Source organism: Xylanivirga thermophila, from assembly GCF_004138105.1.
Lineage (GTDB): Bacteria > Bacillota > Clostridia > Caldicoprobacterales > Xylanivirgaceae > Xylanivirga > Xylanivirga thermophila.
Genome location: NZ_RXHQ01000017.1, coordinates 19,266 through 42,589, shown reverse-complemented (window position 1 = coordinate 42,589; position 23,324 = coordinate 19,266). Strand labels below are relative to the sequence as shown.

22 protein-coding genes are annotated in these 23,324 nt (G+C 36.8%); 20 read left to right on the top strand and 2 right to left on the bottom strand.

Going from position 1 to position 23,324, the window contains the following annotated elements; translation table 11 throughout:
• Positions 1–46 precede the first annotated feature (46 nt).
• The 15 genes from EJN67_RS08875 to EJN67_RS08800 all read left to right on the top strand — a co-directional run bounded on the left by EJN67_RS08875 (position 47) and on the right by EJN67_RS08800 (position 15,858).
• Positions 47–289 (top strand): type II toxin-antitoxin system Phd/YefM family antitoxin, encoded by a 243-nt coding sequence (locus EJN67_RS08875; RefSeq protein WP_129723972.1) that lies wholly within the window; start codon positions 47–49, stop codon positions 287–289.
• Entirely contained in the window at positions 286–660 is a 375-nt protein-coding gene (locus EJN67_RS08870; protein ID WP_129723971.1) for a type II toxin-antitoxin system death-on-curing family toxin, read from the top strand. Before EJN67_RS08875 ends, EJN67_RS08870 begins: the two co-directional genes overlap by 4 nt.
• Before the next feature lie 390 nt (positions 661–1,050).
• On the top strand, positions 1,051–3,702 hold the full coding sequence (locus tag EJN67_RS08860; RefSeq protein WP_129723970.1) for a glucosaminidase domain-containing protein: 2,652 nt from the start codon (positions 1,051–1,053) through the stop codon (positions 3,700–3,702).
• Between the two features lie 164 nt (positions 3,703–3,866).
• Entirely contained in the window at positions 3,867–4,460 is a 594-nt protein-coding gene (locus EJN67_RS08855) for a TetR/AcrR family transcriptional regulator (protein WP_207208003.1), read from the top strand.
• 86 nt (positions 4,461–4,546) lie between these two features.
• A complete protein-coding gene (locus EJN67_RS08850; protein ID WP_165000813.1) occupies positions 4,547–4,876 on the top strand; it encodes a HEAT repeat domain-containing protein in 330 nt (109 codons plus the stop codon).
• Positions 4,877–5,026: 150 nt separating this feature from the next.
• A complete protein-coding gene (locus tag EJN67_RS08845) occupies positions 5,027–5,197 on the top strand; it encodes a helix-turn-helix domain-containing protein (RefSeq protein WP_129723968.1) in 171 nt (56 codons plus the stop codon).
• Between the two features lie 90 nt (positions 5,198–5,287).
• Positions 5,288–6,571 (top strand): alpha-L-fucosidase, encoded by a 1,284-nt coding sequence (locus EJN67_RS08840; RefSeq protein ID WP_394347513.1) that lies wholly within the window; start codon positions 5,288–5,290, stop codon positions 6,569–6,571.
• 171 nt (positions 6,572–6,742) lie between these two features.
• Positions 6,743–7,639: a GDSL-type esterase/lipase family protein gene (locus EJN67_RS08835; protein ID WP_129723966.1), complete on the top strand. Its 897-nt coding sequence runs from the start codon at positions 6,743–6,745 to the stop codon at positions 7,637–7,639.
• Positions 7,640–7,670: 31 nt separating this feature from the next.
• On the top strand, positions 7,671–8,153 hold the full coding sequence (locus EJN67_RS08830; protein ID WP_207208002.1) for a DUF4358 domain-containing protein: 483 nt from the start codon (positions 7,671–7,673) through the stop codon (positions 8,151–8,153).
• Positions 8,154–8,183: 30 nt separating this feature from the next.
• Positions 8,184–9,590, top strand: a complete 1,407-nt coding sequence (locus tag EJN67_RS08825) for an MBOAT family O-acyltransferase (protein ID WP_129723965.1) — start codon at positions 8,184–8,186, stop codon at positions 9,588–9,590.
• Positions 9,591–9,624: 34 nt separating this feature from the next.
• A complete protein-coding gene (locus tag EJN67_RS08820; RefSeq protein ID WP_207208001.1) occupies positions 9,625–10,764 on the top strand; it encodes a DHHW family protein in 1,140 nt (379 codons plus the stop codon).
• Between the two features lie 339 nt (positions 10,765–11,103).
• A complete protein-coding gene (locus EJN67_RS08815; protein ID WP_243641271.1) occupies positions 11,104–11,988 on the top strand; it encodes an ABC transporter permease in 885 nt (294 codons plus the stop codon).
• A 30-nt stretch (positions 11,989–12,018) separates the two neighbouring features.
• Positions 12,019–12,945, top strand: a complete 927-nt coding sequence (locus EJN67_RS08810) for a carbohydrate ABC transporter permease (protein ID WP_129723963.1) — start codon at positions 12,019–12,021, stop codon at positions 12,943–12,945.
• 92 nt (positions 12,946–13,037) lie between these two features.
• The gene (locus EJN67_RS08805; RefSeq protein WP_129723962.1) at positions 13,038–14,597 is read left to right on the top strand and encodes an ABC transporter substrate-binding protein; all 1,560 of its coding nucleotides are present in this window, start codon (positions 13,038–13,040) and stop codon (positions 14,595–14,597) included.
• Positions 14,598–14,733: 136 nt separating this feature from the next.
• Positions 14,734–15,858, top strand: a complete 1,125-nt coding sequence (locus EJN67_RS08800) for a GntR family transcriptional regulator (protein ID WP_165000812.1) — start codon at positions 14,734–14,736, stop codon at positions 15,856–15,858.
• A 45-nt stretch (positions 15,859–15,903) separates the two neighbouring features.
• On the opposite strand, the gene EJN67_RS08795 is transcribed toward EJN67_RS08800, so the two are convergent.
• The gene (locus EJN67_RS08795) at positions 15,904–18,768 is read right to left on the bottom strand and encodes a phosphodiester glycosidase family protein (RefSeq protein WP_129723960.1); all 2,865 of its coding nucleotides are present in this window, start codon (positions 18,766–18,768) and stop codon (positions 15,904–15,906) included.
• Between the two features lie 58 nt (positions 18,769–18,826).
• Between EJN67_RS08795 and EJN67_RS14140 the strand changes: the two genes are divergently transcribed.
• The 5 genes from EJN67_RS14140 to rfbC are packed head-to-tail and all read left to right on the top strand — an operon-like array spanning position 18,827 to position 22,186.
• Positions 18,827–19,003: a hypothetical protein gene (locus EJN67_RS14140; RefSeq protein ID WP_207208000.1), complete on the top strand. Its 177-nt coding sequence runs from the start codon at positions 18,827–18,829 to the stop codon at positions 19,001–19,003.
• Positions 19,004–19,012: 9 nt separating this feature from the next.
• A complete protein-coding gene (gene rfbD, locus EJN67_RS08790) occupies positions 19,013–19,855 on the top strand; it encodes a dTDP-4-dehydrorhamnose reductase (RefSeq protein WP_129723959.1) in 843 nt (280 codons plus the stop codon).
• Positions 19,855–20,577: a sugar phosphate nucleotidyltransferase gene (locus tag EJN67_RS08785; protein WP_129723958.1), complete on the top strand. Its 723-nt coding sequence runs from the start codon at positions 19,855–19,857 to the stop codon at positions 20,575–20,577. Before rfbD ends, EJN67_RS08785 begins: the two co-directional genes overlap by 1 nt.
• A gap of 33 nt (positions 20,578–20,610) precedes the next feature.
• On the top strand, positions 20,611–21,636 hold the full coding sequence (gene rfbB, locus EJN67_RS08780; RefSeq protein ID WP_129723957.1) for a dTDP-glucose 4,6-dehydratase: 1,026 nt from the start codon (positions 20,611–20,613) through the stop codon (positions 21,634–21,636).
• 1 nt (position 21,637) lies between these two features.
• Positions 21,638–22,186, top strand: a complete 549-nt coding sequence (rfbC, locus tag EJN67_RS08775; protein WP_129723956.1) for a dTDP-4-dehydrorhamnose 3,5-epimerase — start codon at positions 21,638–21,640, stop codon at positions 22,184–22,186.
• Between the two features lie 30 nt (positions 22,187–22,216).
• Here rfbC and EJN67_RS08770 read toward each other — a convergent pair whose 3' ends face one another.
• Positions 22,217–23,275 carry an LCP family protein gene (locus tag EJN67_RS08770; protein WP_129723955.1) on the bottom strand — a complete coding sequence of 353 codons (1,059 nt, stop codon included), beginning with the start codon at positions 23,273–23,275 and terminating at the stop codon, positions 22,217–22,219.
• Positions 23,276–23,324 lie beyond the last annotated feature (49 nt).

The following is a 23,324-nucleotide window of genomic DNA, read 5'->3' as shown; positions in this document are numbered from 1 at the left end:
ATCCTAAAAGGTGGGGTATAATATAAGTAGAAAGGAGTGGATTTTTATGAAAGTTAATATCGAAAATTTAGTTTCTATTTCAGAAGCTAATCAAAACTTTTCAAAAGTAGCAAGAATTGTAGATGAAAATGGAACTGTAATAATTTTGAAAAACAATGTACCACGTTATGTGTTAATAGAATATGGTCAATTAGAGAAGGTTAAAACAATTGATGATGAAGAAGTAGAGGAAGTTGCTAAAAGAGTATTATCTAAACATATGAAAGCATTTGAGGAATTATCCAAATGAAAAGATTAACTAAAACGCAAATATTAAATATGCATAGTCTTCTTATTAAAGAAACTGGCGGGAGTGATGGTATTAGAGATGAAGGTTTATTAGATTCTGCTTTAAATGCACCTTTTCAAACATTTGGTGGAGAAGACATATATAGAACTGTTAAATCTAAAGCTGCTAAATTGGGTTATTTTCTTATAAATAATCATCCTTTTATTGATGGAAATAAGAGGATTGGAATATTAGCAATGCTTGTGTTCCTTGAACTAAATGGAATTGAAGTTACTTGTACAGATGGTGAATTGATTAGACTTGGATTAGGTTTAGCAAACGGATCAGTAAGTGATAAAGATTTATTAAATTGGATAATAGAGCATAGTTAGAGTTGCTTGGTAAGATATCACGGTAAAGGTAACTGAAATATAAAAACTACTCTTAGAGAAATGATAAATGGATATGAAGAACTTCCAAAGGACATAAAAAAACACATTCAAAACTATGAGTATTTACCTTACGATATTTCAAGATATACAGATAAGGAGATAAAAAGCTGAAGCACAACTTAGAATAATACGAATAGGTTGTTTAGTGTTCTCTAGGAAAATGGTACTATTATTTAATACTGCTTATTGAAAAGAAGGGTAAATACCAATATAATATTCATATATATATTTCGATTATGGTATAAGGAGGTATTTCAGTTAATTTATTGTTCTGTAACGGGGAGAGACTATATCTAATTTACATGGGACCTAAGAGGAGGGTGAAGGGAAATGTTTGGAAGATCGGTTATTTCAAAGGTTTTAATTTTTGTAATGATTTTAGGCGTTATATTCAGTACGGGAATATTTGCTGAGGTGTATAATGCAGCAGACGAAGTTACCATTTCAGGGTATGGACATGTAGAAACATATAGTAATGTCAATAGTGAGTACATAAAAAGGCTCGTATTTAGACTGGGTACTATGGGTAAGGGTAAGAGGATAGAAGGCTTAAGCTTAAAGCTTACAAATCCTCCTGCTAATATGATTTTAGTCTATAGAGGACATGTGCAAGGGCATGGTGATATGCCAAAGGCAGGTAGCCAGAATGTGTGGAAGGATCCTAAGGATGGTTCTTTGTGGTTAAAATCCAATGGCTATATAGGTACAAAGGGTGAGTCAAAACGGATAGAGGGCATACAACTAAGGCTGATCGATACTAGGACAAACAGTGATTACAAGGGATATAAGATAGAATATCAGGTACACATGGCCCAATACGGCTGGGGTATTGATAATAGATCAAATGCCTTAAAACTTACGGGAAATCCAAAGGCCAACGTAGATAAGTGGCAGTCCAATGGTGGATTTGCCGGAACAGCAGGAGAAAGTAGACGTATTGAGGCGATAAATGTAAGGATAATATCCAATAATACCTCTGGCGAAGAGGTATATGATGCTATAAAGTTTTCAGGGTCTGGGCATGTGGAAAGCTATGGCAATCTTAATGGTGAATATATAGTAGAAGGAGTTACTACTAGACTAGGTACCATGGGTAAGGGTAAGAGGATAGAAGGCTTAAGCTTAAAGCTTACAAATCCTCCTGCTAATATGATTTTAGTCTATAGAGGACATGTGCAAGGGCTTGGTGATATGCCAAAGGCAGGTAGCCAGAATGTGTGGAAGGATCCTAAGGATGGTTCTTTGTGGTTAAAATCCAATGGCTATATAGGTACAAAAGGTGAGTCAAAACGGATAGAGGGCATACAACTAAGGCTGATCGATACCAGGACAAACAGTGATTACAAGGGATATAAGATAGAATATCAGGTACACATGGCCCAATACGGTTGGGGTATTGATAATAGATTAAATGCCTTAAAACTTACGGGAAATCCAAAGGCCAACGTAGATAAATGGAAGTCAAACGGCGCATTTGCCGGAACAGCAGGAGAAAGTAGGCGCATTGAGGCCATCAACATAAGAATAGTAAAAGATGGACAAGCTCCTAAACCAGTTGATCCTAAACCAATTGATCCTAAACCAACGGATCCGGCAGAAGAGGATAAAAAGGCAGTTCAGCTGGTAATCAATTTAATAGATACATTGCCAGAGGTAGAAGAGGTACAGGAAATAGATGATAGTCTTAAAAAACAGGTTCAGGTAGTAAGAATAGCATATGATCGACTTACTTTGGATCAACAAAAGAGGGTAAACAATGTATATAAGCTAACGGCATTGGAGGATAGGATAAAATCAGGATTAAATGGCTACTATTGTGTTAGATATTCAATAAATAGAGATAAGGTAAATGCAGTAAATAATATACAAATGCTTATGGATAGAGGGTTTAAGAATGCATTTGCCCTCTATATACCGGAAAATGATTGGTATTGGATGATAGTAGATAAGTTTGAAACAAAACAAGATGCAGATAGATGTCTTCAAAATCTTCGAGATGCAGGATTAGATGGGGTAATAGACAATAGGGTGTTTAAGGCATCGGATGAAATAAGGCCGGAGCCAACGGCTCCCGATTCCCCTAGCAATAAATTTGTTGATATAGTAAATCTACTGCCTGAGCCTTCTACTATTGCCCAGATAAGGGCAGATGATAAAAAAAGGGTTGAAGAGGCAAGGGGAATCTATGATAATATGTCTGGAGATGAACGGACATCAATTCCTAGTAATTTGATAGATAAATTTTTAGCTGTAGAAAATAAAATACAGTCCCTTAAGACGCCCATAATAGGCACTACTAAGGCTACTATACTGCAGGCGCAGACTTGGGCCATAAAAAAAGGTGCCCATTTTAGGTATATAGATATTGCACCTACCTATTGGTACTATTATGGACAAACGGGGATTAATCCTGAGATACTTTATTCTCAGGCGGCAAAGGAGACCAACTTTGGGCGTTATACCGGTTCAGTTAGACCCTATATGAACAATTGGGCAGGTATAAAGACTGCCAATCCCACAGGGGATAAGACCGAGGATCATGAGTCTTTTGAAACGCCGGAGGATGGTGTAAGGGCACATTTTAACCATATGGGTATATATTGTGGAGTAGATCCTATAGGGACGCCACATCCTAGGTGGTACATAACTAAGACTGCAGGTTGGGCAGGTACGATAAAATACATAGAAGATTTAGGTGGTAAGTGGGCACCTAATATAGATTATGGCATATCAATAATGAGGGATTATACAAATAGTATATATAACACACAGCCACTATCTGAAGAGGATTTTGAAAAGGTACAACTAGTAATTAAAGGGATATGTGAACTAGCAGATAAGGGTGATCTTTCTATAGAAGATAAGGCAAACGTTCAATCGGTACGAATGGCACTTGAAAATTTGGATCCAAACCTTAAAACCATGTTGGATTACTATAATAGGGTATTGCAGGAAATCGAAAGGAAAGTGAATCAAATATAAAATATATCGCCAATCTCTGGATATTTGGAGATTGGCGATATATTTTATAAAAACAGGGAATTTTATTGTCATATCCGAGTGTTTGTGCTATATTATACATAGACTGACTGGTCAGTCAACGTTCAGCCATAAAATGCTTTATAGTAAAGGAGCGTAGATAGATATTGGCTATAAAAAGTAAAAAGTCGATGATATTGGACGCTGCTACACATATGTTTAGTAAAAAAGGATTTTATAATACAAGTATAGATGAAATAGCAGAATATGCAGGTATAGGGAAAGGCACAGTATACCAGTATTTTGAAAGCAAAGAGGCATTATTTCTTCAAGTTTTTGAACACAATTATGAAAGATATTTTTTAAAGATGATAAAAGAGGTAAACGAAGAGCATGTATTTATGGACAAACTATATGCCTTTATATATTTCCACGAACAGAAGGTCAATAGGAATATAAAGACCAGCGATATGATGTTTAAAACTGGCGGAGTATCTTTAAAGGCTGAAACCCAAAATGAATTGCAGAAATATATTTGTGATCAAAGGACAAAGATTATCGATGTGCTTAAAGGAATATTTGAGTGTGGGCAGCAGGAAGGGTGTATAAAGGATATCGATTGTGATTTTGTAGCAGATATATTTTATGATATGGTAATCCGCCATTGTATGAGATGTGCAATGTTAAGCTATGGTGAGGCACAGAGGGAACGAGACAGGCAGTCACTTATGGATATGCTTATGGAAGGTATTCATATTTGAGGTTTATACTATGGGAAAGTACAAAACCAATGAAGTTTTGCTTTCATATTATTCATATAAAATATTATAAAAAGGAGTGGTTGTCCATGTTTGGTGTTTCATTAAAAAAGATCGAATCATGGGAACAAAAGGGAAAGACAAATAAATTATTGGAGGCAACGACAAATTCTAATAAAGATATTAGATTGGCAGCTATAAGGGCATTAGCTACTTCTAAGGATCTGGATATTGCCAATAAATTGATCACAATGCTTAGGGATGCAGATCCAGAAATTCGCATAGAAATAATGAAGACATTAGGTAAAATTGGTAATCCAATAGCCAGTGAGCATATAAGGAGTTTTACTACCGATGAAGATGAGAATGTAAGGAAGGTAGCATCTGAAGTGTTGAAAACACTTCCCCATAAGGATTGATAAATACCGCCAATTTCCATTAACAAATATGGAGATTGGCGGTATTTTTACAATAAGAAGAGGATATTGACAAAAAATAAACAAAGTGTATAATTTAATTATATTTAAACATAATGTAATAATATAATATATGTAAGGGGAGTATTAACCATGGCTGAATGGATAACAGAGCGGGAGCTCTGTGAATGGTTGTCTATTAATTCTACGACGGCATGGAGATGGAGGAAGGAAGGTATGCCATATATAGGCAAAAAGAAGAGCATACGGTATAATCAATTAGAAGTTGAGGAATGGCTAAGAAATCGTAGTAATGAGCAGTAGCAATATATTTAACAGTTTATTCTTGTTCCCCTTCCATAAAAATGCTATAATGGAATTTGAGCATTTCTATGGAAGGGGTAATTATGTATGATGCAGCAATGGTTTAAAGATGCTAAATTGGGGATATTTATACACTGGGGAATATATTCTGTATATGGGATAGCAGAGTCCTGGTCCTTCTATAATGGTGGGATATCCTATGGGGATTATATGAAACAGTGTGAAGGTTTTACAGCAAAAAATTATGATCCAAAGGCCTGGGCTGAGCTGTATAAAAAGGCAGGTGCAAGATATGCAGTCCTTACTACAAAGCATCATGATGGTGTTGCACTATGGGATACTAAACTGAACGATCTAAGTGTAGTGCACAAGACACCTGCAGGCCGGGATCTTATAAAACCATGGGTAGAGGCAGTAAGGGAGCAAGGATTGAAGGTTGGATTATATTTTTCACATCTTGACTGGTCTCATCCTGATTATGCATCCATATATAGGGAGGATGAGAGGGAGAATCTTGCCAATCTAAATAGAAATAGGTTTACCCATCCAGAGGGTGAAGAGGATTTTGAAGCATGGGAGAGATTTTTAAAATTTCATAGGGGTCAATTAAAGGAACTCATGGAAAATTTCCATCCAGATCTATTGTGGTTTGATGGAGATTGGGAAAAGAGCGCAGATGAATGGCGGATGAAAGAGCTTAGGGAGTATCTCCACAGCTTTAATCCCAATGTAGTATTAAACTCCCGTATGTGGGGATATGGTGATTACAAGACCCCTGAGCAGGGTATACCCATAATAAGGCCTGAAGGACCATGGGAATTTTGTGTAACGGTAAATGATTCATGGGGATATCAGCCCGATGATAAGAATTATAAATCGGTAAGGCAGATTATAAGGATGTTTGCAGAGTGCATAGGTATGGGCGGCAATATGCTTCTGGATATTGGTCCAATGGAGGATGGGAGTATAGATCCGGAGCAGGAAAAGAGACTTTTAGGCCTCGGTGAATGGATTAGACGTCATGATGAGGCCATATATGATACGGAGGCAGGGCTCCCGCCTGGACACTTTTATGGACCTAGCACCCTATCAAAGGATAAAAAGACATTGTACCTATTTTGCTTTGATAGGCCATATGATGATGTGCCATTGAAGGGTATAAGAAATAGGATAAAGAAGATTACAGCCTTAGGCAGTGGAATGGAACTCGGATATAAGAAACTAGGAGGAGCTCCGTGGCTTAACATACCTGGCATACTATGGATAGATGTTCCTGAAGATGCCATAGATAAGGATTGTACTGTGATAAAGATAGAGTTAGATGGAGAGATTGATCTATATAGAGAATCGGGGCAGAACATAGAGAGTAATTAATATATAGGAGCATGGCTTGTATAAGTTATGCTCCTATATATTTTTGTTAGAATATCAGTTGTTTATATAATGAAATAAAATTGAAATCTTTTCGTAACTTATTTTTTTGAGTTCGATAGTAAAATCATATATAGTGTTATTCTAGATATAAGGAGCAGGTGTCATGATATTATGAATTTTGTAAAATTGACTAGAGTAAGGGTCGCAGATAGGAAAAGGTTTATTATTTTTATAAGTATTGTTTCAATTCTTGTTTTAAGTTTATGTATTAAAGGGTTTATTTCAAAGGATAAAGATCTAGCAATAAACGCAGAAGCAGATGCAAAAGTAAAGGATGTTGATACTGCTAAAAACACTAATGATTTGGCTTTAGAGAAGGAGAAGAGCCCTAAGGGCAATCAAGATAAGGCAGATACAGTTGTAAATGAACTAAATGATAATGAAGCTCAAAGGGAAAATGGGCAAGAGAAAGTGCCGAACGGGGAAGCACCGAAGGAAGAAGCACCAAAAGAGGTTCAGCAAAAGGGATCTATAGAGATAAAGTATGATTATAACAAGGAATTTCAAAATTGTGTATTTTTTGGGGACTCAATTACTGAATCCATATCCTATTATAAGTTTGTGGACGAGTCCAGGGTGCTTGGCATAAAGGGGCTTACATCTAGAAAGGCCATGTCAAAGCTTGACAAAGTAGTAGAGAAGGGGCCAGAGAAGATTTTTATACTATTTGGCATGAATGATGTCATTGATGGGGAAGGTACTTTTATAGAAGGGTATACAAAACTTATAGATGCCCTTAAGGAAAGGCTGCCAAATACTAAAATCTATATCCAATCTATTCTTCCGGTGGATGATAGGGCCAAGAAGAGATCTGGCAATCTTAATAATCCTAGGATAGATGAGTTTAATAGGGCACTTAAGGAGATGGCGGAAAAAGAAGGGGTTTCTTATATGGATGTGGCCGCCGTGGCCAAACAATATGGCGATGAGCTCAGAGAACCAGATGGCATACATTATAAATATAAATTTTATATCGTATGGCTCAACTATATAAAGGAAAATATGTAATAATAAAAGATGAAGGGAGATTGATAATAATATGAAGAAAGGTTATAGGATTATAAGCATAGTATTTTTGCTAATGTTTTCCATAACATGGATTTCAGGTTGCACAAAGTCTGATAAGGTTGAAAAGGAGCCATCAATGGCAGAGATATGGGAGAATATAAAAAAATCATCAGATGTGTCAGAGATGATAAAGGGCGATCAAAAGGATTTTGATAAGCTATATGATATGGATAAGGATGAGGTGGAGGAGTTTTTATTATATCTCGCTCCGTCAAATATAAGGTCCGATGAGGTGGCTGTAATAAAGGCTAATAAGAAAGATGATATAGATGATATAATAGATGATATAAAGGATAGGATAGAGGATAAGAAGGAAGGCTTTAAGGCCTATATTCCTGAGGAGTATGAACTTATACAAAAACATGTACTTACTTCGAAGGGCAATTATATACTCTTTGTAGTTTCAAAGGATGCAGAAAAAATCGAAGAAGCCTTTGAAAATAGCTTTAAATAAATATCTTGAAGGGGTTTGGCAGGGGGTAATATGGTATTTAGCAGCTTAATATTTATATTTGTATTTTTACCAATAACATTATTTGCTTATTATATATCAAAAGGCAGGGCAAAAAATTTGGTGCTCCTTATTGCCAGCCTTATTTTTTATGCCTGGGGTGAGCCTGTATATGTTGTCATAATGATTTTTTCCATTATATTTAACTATATATGCGGCATACTTATAGATAAATTTAAGGGCATGGGGAAAAAGGACAAGCTGATTTTAATATCATCTGTAGTTGTAAATATAGGTTTGCTTGGCTATTTTAAATATTACGGTTTTTTTATTGAAAATATAAATAAAATTTTTGGTATAAATTTAGAATATAGGGAATTACCTTTGCCAATAGGTATATCATTCTATACATTTCAAACCATGTCCTATGTAATAGATGTATATCTTGAGAAGGTGAATGTACAGAAGGATATTATAAGCTTTGGCACATATGTTACTATGTTTCCACAACTAGTTGCAGGTCCCATAGTAAAATATGGTGATATCGAAAAGCAGCTCAGGGAACGAAAGGAGACCCTTAATAATTTTTCAAAGGGTATAGAGCGATTTATAATAGGTCTATCTAAAAAGGTATTATTGGCAAACAACATAGGCCTTCTATGGAGCAGTATAAAGTCCTTGGATATAAAAAATATGTCCACCGTATCTGCATGGATGGGCATAGGAGCGTTTACCCTCCAGATATATTTTGATTTTAGCGGGTACTCCGATATGGCTATAGGCCTTGGAAGGATGTTCGGATTTGAATTTATGGAGAACTTTGATTATCCATATATATCAAAAAACATCACAGAGTTTTGGCGCAGATGGCATATTTCTTTAGGCTCGTGGTTTCGCGAGTATGTATATATACCCCTTGGAGGCAACAGGGAAGGTAAACTAAAGCAATATCGGAATATATTTATAGTATGGCTTTTGACGGGATTTTGGCATGGTGCCAATTGGAATTTTATACTTTGGGGTTTATACTTTGGCGTTATATTGACCATTGAAAAATGTTTCTTAAAGAAATGGCTGGACAGACAGCCAAATTTTGTAGGACATATATATACCATGCTTATAGTCATATTGGGGTGGGTGTTCTTTGAGTTTGATGATATGACAAAGGGCATGGAGTTTACAAGGGTGATGTTTGGCATGGGCGGGAGCGGGCTCTTTGATAAGACCTGCCTTTACTATTTGAGGAGTTATGCGTTATATTTTATAGTGCTTATAATTAGCTGTACACCCTTGCCAAAACGGGTTGCTTCAAACATGAGGACAAGGTTTGAGGGTTTTAGTTTAGCAGTGCAGCCCATTTTGTATATTATATTGTTGCTGCTTTCTACTGCCTATCTGGTAAATGAGAGCTATAATCCATTTTTATATTTTAGATTTTGATATATCAGGTATTATTTTTGAATGGGGGTTTATTGTGCATAGACATCAAAACATATATACAAAGATCATGGTAATTATATTTGTATGCTTTATAGGCGGTATACCGGTAATGCATATATTTATGCCTGATAGATCTTTTTCTGATGGGGAGAATAGGGTGCTTCAGGAAATGCCTGAATTTTCAATGAAGAGACTTTTAAAGGGGAGATTTACTTCTGAGTTTGAACGGTATATCTCAGACCAGTTTCCCTTTAGGGATGGATGGGTAGGTATAAAGTCTGGCATGGAAAAGGCAATGGGTAAGATGGATAATAACGGCGTATTCCTCTGTAAAGATGGATACCTTATGCAGGGTTTTGATGCGCCCAAGGGGGAAAGTATGGATAAGAAAATACAGGCGGTAAATGCATTGTCTGATATGTTTCCTGATATCAATAAATATTTTGTGCTGGTACCAAATTCCGTAAAGGTATTGGAGGATAAGCTGCCTAAGAATGCGCCTGTAGCAGATGAAAGTATATACATGGATATTATACGTGATGGGTTAGATGGGGACATACATTTTATAGATGTATATGATGCACTATTCTCTAAAAGGGATGAATATATATACTATAGGACTGATCACCATTGGACTACCAGGGGTGCATACTATGCCTATAGGAGTATTGCAGCTAAGATGGGTTTTAAGGCTAGTGATATGGAAGAGTTTAAAATACAACAGGTTACAGATAGCTTCTATGGATCCTTGTATTCTAAAAGCGGATATAGGCATATATCCCCCGATAGTATAGAATTATATATGCCTATAAATCCAATGGATTATAAGGTGGAATACTGCATGGAGGGCAAAACTGCTAGTTCCATATATGATATGGATGCGTTAGGTAAAAAGGATAAATATATGGTGTTTTTAGGTGGCAATTATCCCTTAATAAGGATAACTACACCGGGAAGAAATAATAGAAAGCTACTTATAATAAAAGATTCCTATGCAAATACCTTGGTGCCATTTCTATTGGAGCATTATGATGAGATTTATATGGTGGATCCGAGGTATTATACAGATAGCATAGAGAAACTGGTAAGGGATGAACATATAGATAATATAATGATTTTGTATAATGTAATTACTTTTGTTGAAGATCAGTCCATACTCAATATAACAGATTAATTTTTATTTATAAAAAGGCTATATTCATATAGCCTTTTTTTTATGGGTAAATATTAATGCCGATTCATAAATCTGCAAGCAAAATATATCTTGATATAAAAACAATGGATAAAATTATGGCATTACAGAGCAAAATATATCATACGATGTATAAAACAATATTTTAATATAAAATATTGACAATATGTCCTATATATGATATATCATATATAGCAGATATAATTCAACTTTCTAAATGCCAGTATCTTGTTTGGTTAGTACTTTTAAGATATGAAATGGAGGTGGGAAAAGGTGGCTAATGTAAAATCTCAATCATTCAAGAAGAATTTTGCCCTTACAATGATGGTGTTACCTGGTGCATTATGGTTTCTTATTTTTAAATATATTCCTATGTTAGGTATTGTTATTGCATTTAAAGATTTTAAGATAAGCAAGGGCGGTTTTTTTGCAAGTGTAATAAATAGTGAATGGGTAGGACTAAAGAATTTTAAATTCTTATTTGCCACTAATGATGCATATGTTATTATTCGGAATACAGTAGGATATAATATACTCTGGTTGTTCTTAGGTCTCTTTATATCTGTCTTTTTTGCTATTATGCTCAATGAGATAGCTAGCAAGAAATTGGCGAAGGTATATCAAACAGCGATGTTTTTTCCTTTCTTCTTGTCTTGGGTAGTAGTTAGTTATTTTGTTTTTGCCTTTTTAAGCTCTGAATCAGGATTTTTAAATAAAATGCTTGAAAATATGGGGATCGCAGCAAAGGACTGGTATATGGAGCCTAAATATTGGCCATTTATATTGACTTTTGTAAGCCTATGGAAGGGTACCGGATACAATAGCGTTGTGTACTTAGCAGCAATATGCGGTATTGATAAGACATATTATGAGGCAGCAATGATAGATGGTGCTACCAAATGGGAACAGATTAAGTATATTACCATTCCTTCTATAAAACCCATGATGATTATGATGACTATTCTGGGAATTGGAAGGATATTTTCCGCAGACTTTGGTTTGTTCTACAATGTACCAAGGAATTCTGGGGCATTATATCCGGTGACAAATGTTATAGATACATATGTATTTAGAGGTCTTATGAAAATGGGAAATATCGGCATGTCTACTGCTGCAGGTTTATTTCAGTCACTAGTAGGTTTTGTACTGATTTTAATAACAAATAAAGTTGTAAATCGCATAGATGAAGATAGTGCATTATTCTAATGTCATTAAGTGTACTTATTATAAATAGGAATGGAGGGAAATGGATTGAAAAAGGAATATAGGCCAAACGCCCTTGGGCCGGTAGCAGAGGTTATATTTAATATAATTTTGGCCCTTTTCAGTTTATCATGCATAATTCCTTTTATATTTATTGTAATTATTTCTTTTACTGATGAGATGGCGCTGGCAGAGTATGGATATAGTTTTTTCCCTAAGAAAACAACTATGGAAGCATATAAGTATATCTTTAAAACTGGTGAGCTGCTAGGTAGATCATATGGCGTAAGTGTAGTCATAACTGTCGTAGGTACTATTCTTACCCTCATCATTACTTCCATGTATGCCTATGCCTTGTATAGAAAGGATTATAAATTCCGTGGATTTTTTACCTTTATAGCCTTTTTTACAATGCTGTTTGGTGGTGGATTGGTACCATTTTATATAACGATGACTCAATTACTAAAATTACGCGATAGTATCTGGGCATTGATAATGCCTATGTGTTTGAATGCATTTCATATAATAGTTTTGCGTACCTTTTTTACTACAACGATACCAGATTCATTGATAGATGCGGCAGCGATAGATGGCAGTGGGGAATTTAGAACCTTTTTGCAGATCATACTCCCCATAAGTTTGCCTGGCATTGCAACTATAGGGCTATTTACGACCCTTGCATACTGGAATGACTGGTTTAATGCCATGTTGTTTATAGATAATCCAAATCTTATCCCTGTTCAGTATCTTTTGATGAAGATTGAAAACAGGATGGAGTTTATTATACAAAATGCGACTAAAATGACGTCTTCAGAGGCTAGTTCCGCCCTCAAGTCATTACCGAGGGAGAGTGCCAGAATGGCCATGGTTGTTTTAGTTGTACTGCCAATTGCAGCTGCATATCCGTTTTTTCAGCAGTTCTTTATACAGGGCCTAACCATTGGATCTGTAAAAGGTTAATTTTTGATATGTTATGGGGCATTGCTCCAATAAACATATACAGGCTATAAGATTGTAGCTTGAAAATATTAAAGGTAAAGGGAGGAAAAGAAATGAAGAGCAAAAAAATTGTTTCTATCTTGCTTGTTATGACCTTACTAGTTGCAGGTATTTTTACCGGCTGCTCAAAAGATGACAAGGATACAGATGCAGATAAAGCGGATAATTCATCTGTAACCGAAAATAAGAAAGATGTAGATAACGAAGAGGATAAAGGGGAAGGCAAAAAAGATGATTGTTCAGAACCGGTTGAACTATTATGGTATCAAATTGGTACACCTCAAAAGGATACCGATATGGTATTTGAAGAGGTAAACAAATATCTTAAGGACAAGATAAATGCCACTGTAAACATGGTTATGTATGACTGGGGTGACTATAACGATAAGATGCAGGTTATAGTTAACTCCGGAGAAAAATATGATATCTGTTTTACATGCAGCTGGGCCAATGATTATAGGGGCAATGCACAAAAGGGTGCCTTTCTTGAATTAAATGATCTATTGGATGAATATGGTCAGGATATTAAAAAGACAATAAATCCTAATTTCTTAGAGGGTAGCAAAATTGATGGTAAGAACTATGCTATTCCCGTAAACAAGGAATTAGGTGCACAGGTTGTTTGGAATGTAAATGTAGGTATTGCAGAAAAATATGGTATAGATTATAAGAAATTCACAGATCTTGAATCATTGAAACCTGCATTAGAGAAGGTAAAACAGGGGGAAGGCGATGGTTTTGTACCATTTAACGCAGATGGTGCATGGTTAAAAGCTATAATTCCATATGAAGAGGTTCTGCCTCCATTTGGTGTATACTTTGATTCAAATGATCCTAAAAATACAGATTATAAGATTGTAAACATGGTAGATACTCCAGAGATGAAACAACTTGCAAAGACTATGAGGGAGTTCTATCAAGCGGGATATATACGTAAGGATGTTGTAACAAATCCCGATGTAGAGGATATAAATAAGACAGGAAAATGGTTCATCAATGCTTATCACTATATGCCCTATAATGAAATATCAGATAGTACAAGTAAAGGCTATAAGGTAGATGTAGTCCCAGTTGGTAAACCTACAGTACAGAATTGGAGTACCACCGGTTCAATGCATGCTATCTCAGTTGCTTCTGAGCATCCTGAGAGGGCTATGATGTTCTTGAATCTATTAAACACAGATAAGGATTTGAGGGTACTTGTTGGTTCAGGTATTGAGGGTGTACACTATGAGATGAAGGATGGAAGACAAGTGCCTATAGAGCCGGGCAATGAGAACTATCAAGTTCCTCAGTTTGCTATGGGTAATGTGCTTCTTACAAACCTAGGACCGGATGATCCAGAGGATAAATGGGAAGCATTTGAAAAGTTCAATAATGAATCAGTACCAGCACCTTGTCTAGGATTCTGGCCTGATACTAGCAACATCGATAATGAATTGTCTGCTATAAATAACGTGAAGGAAGAATTCGAGAAGATAATCTTCAATGGTACTGTAGATCCTGATGAGTATCTGCCTAAATATATAGATAAGCTCAACAAAGCAGGTGCACAGAAGGTTATAGATGAACTTCAGAAGCAGCTTGATGAATGGAAAGCAAGCAAAAAATAATAGAGATATATTATCTACAAAGATTGCGGCATAAGCCGCAATTTTTGTAGATATTTCTGAATAATGGATGTATAATACTAATAATTCATTATTTATTACGATTAACAACTATGTGGATTAAGTGAGGAGTGTAAACGTGGCTAGATCAAATAAACCCCTATACAAGCAGATATATGATCATTACGAACAAAAAATAAAAAATGGACAATTAAAGCCAGATGATCGGTTGCCAACGGAGATGGAAATGGCAGAGCTATTTGGAGTTAGCAGAATTACTACAAAAAGGGCATTGGATGAAATGCAAAGGGAAGGTCTTGTCTACAGAAAAAAGGGACAGGGTAGCTTTGTGCTGTCACCAGATGAGCCTGAAGAGACCGAGAACAATAAAATAATTGCAATGATCATACCTTCGGATGGTACAGGTGGAAGGCGTGTGGACTATATTATGGGAGCTACAGAATATCTGGATGAAAAGGGCTGGTTTTTGACCATACATAATACGAATGACGATCCAGAAAAAGAACGGAAATTTCTGCTTGAATTGCCACGTAATGGGGTCAGCGGTATTATATATTATCCTTCAGCTAGAAATAATTTTGATATTCTCTATAAAATGCACCTAAAGAAATATCCTATAGCTATGATAGATAAATATTGCCATTCTATTCCGTTAAACTGTGTGGTATCTGATAATTTTAAAGGCGGATATGAGATAACAAAGCATTTAATAGAATTGGGGCACAAGAAGATTGCTTATATGGCTAATCCATATATCGAAGAATCTAGTTCAGTAAGGGATCGTTTCTTTGGATATTGTAAAGCCTTAGACGATTATGGACTTGAGATAGAGGACAGTTTGATAGAGGTGGGGCTTTTTCATGAGATAACTAATGAACTTGATAGGCCGATAGATCAAATAGATTTTTTTGAAAGTAAGATTAAAGGGTTGCTTTCTAAAAACACAGGTATGACTGGGATAGTAGCTGAAAATGATTATATTGCCGTATATGCGAAAAAAGCACTGGAACGATTAAACATGAATGTACCTAGGGATATCTCAGTTGTAGGTTTTGACAATGTTGAGATGCTGGAACAATTGGATATATCCCTTACAACCGTTGATCAAGATTTTCATGAAATAGGTAGAAAAGCCGCTGAAATAGTTGTTAATTTGGTTGAGACAAAAGAGTACTCCTGTGATGTACATTTTATACCAGTAAACTTAATTATAAGGGCGTCTACTGCTCCCGTGGGAATTTAGTAATATAAGATAAAATATAGGCAGGTCTATAGACCTGCCTATATTTTATCTTATTATCTTTAGCCATTCATCAGATGTATTATCTATTATAAACACGGGTGTATTATCTCCCGCCTTTATATATCGTATGCCATCCTTTATATCTATATCAAATCTTTTATCGGTATTTATAAATACTGCAGGCCTATTGCTTTTTTCCATAAATTTGGTAAGCGTTTTTTGCATCAATTTATATTCCTTATCATCTGTAATATTATCATACATCTCATTTATTACTACAACATTTTTTATCTCTTTATTATCTTTTGCAGCGTTCAGGGCATTCTGGACCATTTTCCATTGGGTAGCATCGGTGGTACGCCAGCTACCCGTTTTCATATCAAGGGATATAAACATTGTACCTTGGTAATTAAATGCTTCAGAGTCTGATAGATGATATTTTGTATCTCCTAGTACTTCTTTTATACATTCATGGGTATAGGACATACCTTCTTCAAGCTTACATAGCCTGCCTGTGAATATTACAAGTTCAGGTTTTAGTTTATCCTTATCATTAAGCCTTTGTTCTATATATTCTAATGCCTGGGATTTTTCTAGGCTAGGGTCTAGATCTAAGTTATCTACTATGAGGAATTTTACTCCACCTTCCGGCATGTTATCCTTATCTATTACAATGGAGTGCTTTTTCTCTTCTTCCTCTGGTAGTTCTATTACCCTAGGTATGGAGGCGGTTAGATCGTCCAATATAATATAGCCACTATTTAGGCTTTCTGGATTTGTTGCTACTATATATACCCTCTCTAGGGATATGGGCTGGGATAGCTTTGATAGATCAGCTTCTACGTATTTCCATCCCTTCCAATCTACCTTGTTGGCAAAGTCTATATTATGATTTTTACCGCTCCCATCCTTTGCTACTCCCCTTAGCCAGTGTCCATTGCCGCCGTCGCCAAATGCCCACATGCCTATCTTTTTAGTACCTTGTGGAAGCTTTAGCGGACCAGGGTTATACATTGCATAGGCTGCCCGTGTGACCTTTGTTTTAGTAAAGTCATAATCTAGTCTAAGGGCCTTGCCACTGCGATTAGGTGAATCTATAAATGATAGCTGGCCTCCTACTGTGTTTGGATATCGGGTAAATTTCCATTTAGAAGGATCCTCAAATTTTTCTACTACTTCCTGTTTGAGTCCCATACTATATCCCACATATGTTTTAAGGTCTGAAACGGATATTTCAATAAGCCCGTTTCCATCTCCCGCCCTTTTATTTACTACAAACGAATTCCCCTGAGGTTTTATATCTATTAAATTAGCATCATACTCTATCTTTATATCCCTTGGTTCTATAATAGTACTGTAACCATTTGCATCTCTGCCGTATATTTCGAATGTGCCTGTTTTTTCGGTATTAAAGTTTATGCTTGGGGTACTGGGGTATATATTTACAGGTTTTCCAAGTACCCTTATACTAGAGGGGGTGGATTTATCATCAAGTGATGCATTAACTTCACCCTTGCCACTGTTTGTTGCCTTGAAAAGACCGGGTTTTTCAAAAATACCTAGGTCATTTGATACACTCCATATGATCTCTTTATCAATATTTATTGGATTATGATTTTCATCGTAAGGGTGCGCCTTAAATGTCCGGGTAAGTCCTAAGAGTACGTTTTTATCGGGGGTTTCAATGTTAAATCCTGTAAGATTTCCAGGGGTTGACTTGGTAAATATACCGATGCCATTTGGTACTGCCCTCTCCCGTCCATCGGAAGGGGAGTTTATTACTTCTATATCTTCTTTACCTTCCGGTCTTGCCACCATCTGGGAAGAGCCTCCACTATCAAAATTTAGGGCGGTAAATGCACCGAGTCTTGTCATAAACTGGGCAATTTCATCGTATGACATACCCCTGCTGTCCTTTTGCCTCCCGTCTACTACCACCAGATACATCCTGTTGCCTTCCTTGTTGAAGCCTACGGCGGTACGTGGGTGCCTGGCTTGACCTGTGCTGCTTGGGAAGCTGTTTGGTTTCCCGTTTTGAACTAGCCATTCATCGCCGGATAGGGCATAGGATATATTGTCTAAGGGTATATTGGTCCTATAATCTACTTTTAATATGTCACCTTTTTTTATATTATCAAGGAGCCTTTTTGCCCCGTTATCCCGTCCAAGGAGTATATATGTATCATCTGGAATATTGCCTTTGAACAGGTTATTTTTTAATATGTCAACTACTACATTGTTTTTTACCACTATTTCTGCAAATAGAGATGATCCCTTTACCAACCTATTTCTTGAGGCTTTGCCCCATACGGATGTATAGATCATTGTCTGTCCGGGATTTAGAATATACTCATTTATGCCATTTAGGGGAATGGGCATCAAATTGGGTCTGGATACATCTATTATCCTGGCATTTAGGGCAAAATTTAGCATATTACCAAGATTATCTTTATTTACCCCTATGGCAAATGGTTTTGTCTGACTGGTCTTTACTATCTGACCGTCTTTTATGACGTAACCTTGAGGCGCTCTGGTGCCAAAGTGTATATCAAAGAAATCTCCATTTACCGCTGCTATAGCTCCTGCCTCTCGCGCCAGTTGGCTAGGGGTTTTGCCTTGGGTAAGTTTTGGTGTATGTAGAAGGTCGGTGTGTATATTCTCATCTTTTAGGTCAATGGTTAAGATATCACCCCTTAGCCACCCATCTTTGTCAAATACATCAAACTTTTGGTGTACTACACCCTTTGTTATAATACTGTCATGGATATTGGTATATATGGTATCTTTAAAAGGTACATCCATCTGGTCTTCTGCATAGCCTACATTTCCCATTGGGGTCAATATTAAAGTAATGATGATAAAAAGGGAATAAACTATTGTTCTATGTTTTAGCATGTGTTTTGTTTTCATTATGTCAGCCTCCTTCGTAACAATAGTTTAATAATACCATTTTATCCAAAGGAGGGCAATGAAAAAAATACCAAAAAATTTTCAGTGGCTGACCGTATTTTCTGCCCAAGTACCAACGTTTTATGCTATAATAGTTAATATATGTGACATAAATGTAAACATTATTAAAGGAAATGTTAGAAAAGGATGCATGAAAATAGGAAGATATTTTTTAGAAAATGCATGGGAAAGATAGGTGTGAGATATGAGAATACTTGTAACCGGTGCAGATGGTCAGTTAGGACGGGAAATAGTCCAAAGACTTGATGGCAAAGCAGGATATGAGTTAACTGCAATGGATATAGACAAGCTGGATATTACATCTTCATACAAGGTTTTTGATACAATAGAGGCCTTAAGGCCCCATGTGGTTATAAATTGTGCTGCATATACAAAGGTGGATGCATGCGAAGAAAATGTGGATCTAGCTTATAGGATAAATGCCATAGGCCCTCAAAACTTAGCTGCAGCAACTTTTGATATAGGGGCAAAGCTTGTGCATATATCCACAGATTATGTATTTGATGGCACTTCAAAGGTACCGCTTAAGGAGGATGCAAAAACCAACCCTATAAATGTATATGGGGCATCCAAAAAACTGGGAGAGGAAATGGTACGTTCACTAAACCCTAGACATTTTATATTTCGCACAGCATGGCTGTACGGTGATGGCAAAAACTTTGTGAGGACAATGCTATCCTTGGGTCAAAAGGGCGATACTATAAGGGTAGTAAACGATCAGATAGGCAGTCCCACCAGTACTGTAGATCTTTCAAATTGTATCATTGAAATGATGCATACAAATAGCTATGGTACATATCATGCTACCTGTCAGGGCAGTTGCAGTTGGTATGATTTTGCAAAGGAGATATTTCGTCTAAAGGGTATGAATGTGGAGGTTGTGCCAATAACTACAGAGGAATTGGGTAGCATCGCAAACAGGCCTGGGTATTCCGTATTGGACAATTTTATGCTAAGGCTCATTGATAAGGATATATTTAGAAATTGGCAGGATGCACTCTATGAATATATAAGGGAGGATAAATAATGAAAGGTATAGTACTTGCAGGGGGTACGGGTTCAAGGCTTTTCCCCCTCACAAAGGTAACCAATAAGCACCTTTTACCCGTTGGAAAGTACCCAATGATATACTACCCCATATATAAGCTGAAAAAGGCAGGGATAGAGGATATACTAGTGGTAACCGGAAAGGAACATGCAGGGGCAATAGTGAACCTATTGGGAAGTGGCTATGAGATGGGGCTTAAGTTTACATATAGGATACAGGATAGGGCGGGAGGCATAGCCCAGGCCCTTGATCTGGGACGTGAATTTGTAGGCCAGGATAGATGTGTAGTCATATTAGGTGATAACATATTTGAAGATGATATCACACCTTATGTGGATAGTTATAAGAAACAGGATAAGGGTGCACGGATACTCATAAAGGAAGTGCCAGATCCTGAACGATATGGTGTTGCCGAGATAAAAGATGGACATATACTCTCGATAGAGGAAAAGCCACAAAAGCCCAAGAGCAGTTTTTGCGTAACGGGTATATATATGTATGATAATCAGGTGTTTGATATAATAAAGAATTTAAAACCATCAGATAGGGGCGAGCTTGAGATAACAGATGTAAATAATGCTTATATAAGCCAAGGTACCCTTACCTATGACAAGATGCAGGGATGGTGGACGGATGCGGGTACATTCAAGTCCCTAGCCCTTGCAAATGATCTAGCAGCAAAAATAGAGATGGAGATCTAATACTACTAATATACAAAGGAAAGGATGGATGTTATGAAGACTATACTGGTAACAGGCGGTGCGGGTTTTATAGGCAGTAATTTTATATTATATATGCTGGATAAATATGATGATTATCAAATAATAAACCTGGACAAGCTTACATATGCAGGTAATATTGAGAATTTAAAGTCCGTAGAAGATGATGCTAGGTATACATTCATAAAGGGTGATATATGTGATAGGCAATGCGTTAAGGGGATATTTCTTAAATATGATATAGATTATGTGGTAAACTTTGCAGCAGAAAGCCATGTGGATAGGAGTATAGATACGCCAGATGTATTTGTAAGGACAAATGTATTAGGTACAAACGTACTCTTAGATGTGGCAAAAGAGGCATGGGAATGTAGAGACGGATTTTTACCCGGCAAGAAATTCTTGCAGATATCGACCGATGAGGTATATGGTTCTTTAGGAGCTGAAGGGTATTTTACGGAAGAAACACCTCTAGCACCTAGAAGCCCTTATTCTGCCAGCAAGACCAGTGCTGATCTGATAGTGATGTCGTATTATCACACCTTTAAGATGCCAATAAATATAACTAGATGCAGCAACAACTATGGACCTTATCAATATCCTGAGAAGCTCATACCCCTTATGATATATAACTGCCTACATGGGAGAAAATTACCTATATACGGCGACGGCAAAAATGTACGGGATTGGCTGTATGTAGAAGATCATTGCAGGGCAATAGATATGGTGCTCCATAATGGCAGGATAGGAGAGGTGTATAATGTAGGTGGTCATAATGAATGGTGCAATATTGATATAGTAAAGACTATAATAGGGTATTTAAACGATCATGTGGATGATAGTATTACAGAGGACCTTATACAGTATGTAGAAGACCGTAAGGGGCATGATAGACGTTATGCAATAGACCCTACTAAGATAGGGCGGGAGCTTGGCTGGAAACCTACTACTACGTTTAATGATGGTATAGTAAGGACTATTGATTGGTATATAAATAACAGGGATTGGATGGAAGCAGTCCTCTCTAAGGAGGAGGATTGACATGGCAAAATTTGAGTTTTCAGAGACTTCCTTACCTGGGGTTTTTGTAGTATCTCCTACGGTATTTGAGGATGAACGGGGATATTTTATGGAAACCTATAACTATAATGGGTTTAAGGCGGGAGGAATAGATGTAGAGTTTGTACAGGATAATCAATCAAAATCACAAAGGGGCGTACTAAGGGGACTCCACTTTCAAAAGGAGCATCCCCAGGGAAAATTGGTCAGGGTTATAAGGGGAGAGGTATTCGATGTGGCAGTTGATATACGCAAAGGTTCCCCTACATATGGTAAATGGTATGGTATAATCCTGTCAGAAGAAAACAAAAAACAATTATATATACCACCTGGATTGGCCCATGGATTTTTAGTATTATCTGATAGTGCAGAGTTTACGTATAAGTGTACCGATTTTTATCATCCCGATGACGAGGGAGGAATTATTTGGAACGACCCTCAAATAGGCATAAAGTGGCCTATGGATAGAATAACAGGTGATATTATATTGTCGGACAAGGATAAAAAATGGAAAAGGCTTGGGGAGCATTAACATGCCCTCAAGCCCTTTTTAATTCTTGATCTATTCTTCACTTGCCTCTATTGGATGTTGTTTAAATGTTTCTACGGTTTCCTTATCCATACCGCCTTTTCCGTCTAGATGCATTTGACTAGGATCACCATAGATAAAAGAATGTAATAGATTGGTGTTCGCCTCTATATCAGGAACCAATACCTCCATACCCCTTATTTTTTTACCGGTATACGCACCTTCTACCGGCAGCCTAAACTGTTTTAATTCCTTATCCTTAAAGCCCATTACCGACGCACCAAGGGTAAGCATTTCAGTCTTTGACATATTGGTTTCAATATAGGGGATGATGGTCGTAACCAACTCCGGAATCTTCATAGGACTTACGGTCTTTGCCTTTTTAAATAGTTCGTTTAGTACTGTACGCTGACGTTCTGTCCTCTTATAATCTCCATTTCCTACATACCTTATACGGCAATAGGCAACCGCCTGTTTTCCATCAAGTTTTTGCAGACCGGTATTTTTGATATAGGGTGATTTTTTACCTTCCTTGTCGAGCTTGTTGAGTTCGTCCAAATATTGGTTAAGCACCTTTGGTTCGCCTTTGGTAAGCTCTATCTCTACCCCGCCAAGGGTATCTATTATCTTTTCCATACCCTGAAAGTTTACCGTTACATATCTCTGGATGTCCATGTTGAAGTTTGAATTTACTGTTCGTATGGCAAGTGATGGACCGCCAAAGGCATATGCTGCATTTATCCTATTGTCTTCTTTACCTGGGATAGGTAAAAATGTATCTCTCATTATGGATGTTAGTTTTACACATTTATACTTTTTGTCAATTGTAGCAATCATAATGCTATCGGAACGTGGTTTCTCGTTTTCAGTTCGGCGATCTACGCCAAATAACAAGATGTTGATAACGCCGGTATCCTTCTCATCCGGTGCTGAATCAGATATGCCAAGGTCCTTTTCCGTTATCTTATTGTCTCCGTCGATTTCATCCAAAGGAGTTTCCTTTATGCGATTTAATTGAATAGCTGTATACGCTCCCGCCCCCACCAACGCTATTATCAAAATTATTAATATTGTTGTCAAAAATTTTTTCATTCTCTTTTATACCTCCAAAAAAACCTATTAAAAATGCCAATGAGAAATA

What these genes read in the sequence shown, in the direction of transcription:
- EJN67_RS08825 (WP_129723965.1), top strand. Translation starts at nt 8,184, where the DNA reads ATGGTATTTAGCAGCTTAATATTTATATTTGTATTTTTACCAATAACA.
- EJN67_RS08860 (WP_129723970.1), top strand. Translation starts at nt 1,051, where the DNA reads ATGTTTGGAAGATCGGTTATTTCAAAGGTTTTAATTTTTGTAATGATT.
- EJN67_RS08770 (WP_129723955.1), bottom strand. Translation starts at nt 23,275, where the DNA reads ATGAAAAAATTTTTGACAACAATATTAATAATTTTGATAATAGCGTTG.
- EJN67_RS08850 (WP_165000813.1), top strand. Translation starts at nt 4,547, where the DNA reads ATGTTTGGTGTTTCATTAAAAAAGATCGAATCATGGGAACAAAAGGGA.
- EJN67_RS08805 (WP_129723962.1), top strand. Translation starts at nt 13,038, where the DNA reads ATGAAGAGCAAAAAAATTGTTTCTATCTTGCTTGTTATGACCTTACTA.
- EJN67_RS08870 (WP_129723971.1), top strand. Translation starts at nt 286, where the DNA reads ATGAAAAGATTAACTAAAACGCAAATATTAAATATGCATAGTCTTCTT.
- EJN67_RS08815 (WP_243641271.1), top strand. Translation starts at nt 11,104, where the DNA reads ATGATGGTGTTACCTGGTGCATTATGGTTTCTTATTTTTAAATATATT.
- rfbB (WP_129723957.1), top strand. Translation starts at nt 20,611, where the DNA reads ATGAAGACTATACTGGTAACAGGCGGTGCGGGTTTTATAGGCAGTAAT.
- EJN67_RS08795 (WP_129723960.1), bottom strand. Translation starts at nt 18,768, where the DNA reads ATGAAAACAAAACACATGCTAAAACATAGAACAATAGTTTATTCCCTT.
- EJN67_RS08810 (WP_129723963.1), top strand. Translation starts at nt 12,019, where the DNA reads ATGGAGGGAAATGGATTGAAAAAGGAATATAGGCCAAACGCCCTTGGG.
- EJN67_RS14140 (WP_207208000.1), top strand. Translation starts at nt 18,827, where the DNA reads ATGAAAAAAATACCAAAAAATTTTCAGTGGCTGACCGTATTTTCTGCC.
- rfbD (WP_129723959.1), top strand. Translation starts at nt 19,013, where the DNA reads ATGAGAATACTTGTAACCGGTGCAGATGGTCAGTTAGGACGGGAAATA.
- rfbC (WP_129723956.1), top strand. Translation starts at nt 21,638, where the DNA reads ATGGCAAAATTTGAGTTTTCAGAGACTTCCTTACCTGGGGTTTTTGTA.
- EJN67_RS08875 (WP_129723972.1), top strand. Translation starts at nt 47, where the DNA reads ATGAAAGTTAATATCGAAAATTTAGTTTCTATTTCAGAAGCTAATCAA.
- EJN67_RS08830 (WP_207208002.1), top strand. Translation starts at nt 7,671, where the DNA reads ATGAAGAAAGGTTATAGGATTATAAGCATAGTATTTTTGCTAATGTTT.
- EJN67_RS08840 (WP_394347513.1), top strand. Translation starts at nt 5,288, where the DNA reads ATGCAGCAATGGTTTAAAGATGCTAAATTGGGGATATTTATACACTGG.
- EJN67_RS08845 (WP_129723968.1), top strand. Translation starts at nt 5,027, where the DNA reads ATGGCTGAATGGATAACAGAGCGGGAGCTCTGTGAATGGTTGTCTATT.
- EJN67_RS08785 (WP_129723958.1), top strand. Translation starts at nt 19,855, where the DNA reads ATGAAAGGTATAGTACTTGCAGGGGGTACGGGTTCAAGGCTTTTCCCC.
- EJN67_RS08835 (WP_129723966.1), top strand. Translation starts at nt 6,743, where the DNA reads ATGAATTTTGTAAAATTGACTAGAGTAAGGGTCGCAGATAGGAAAAGG.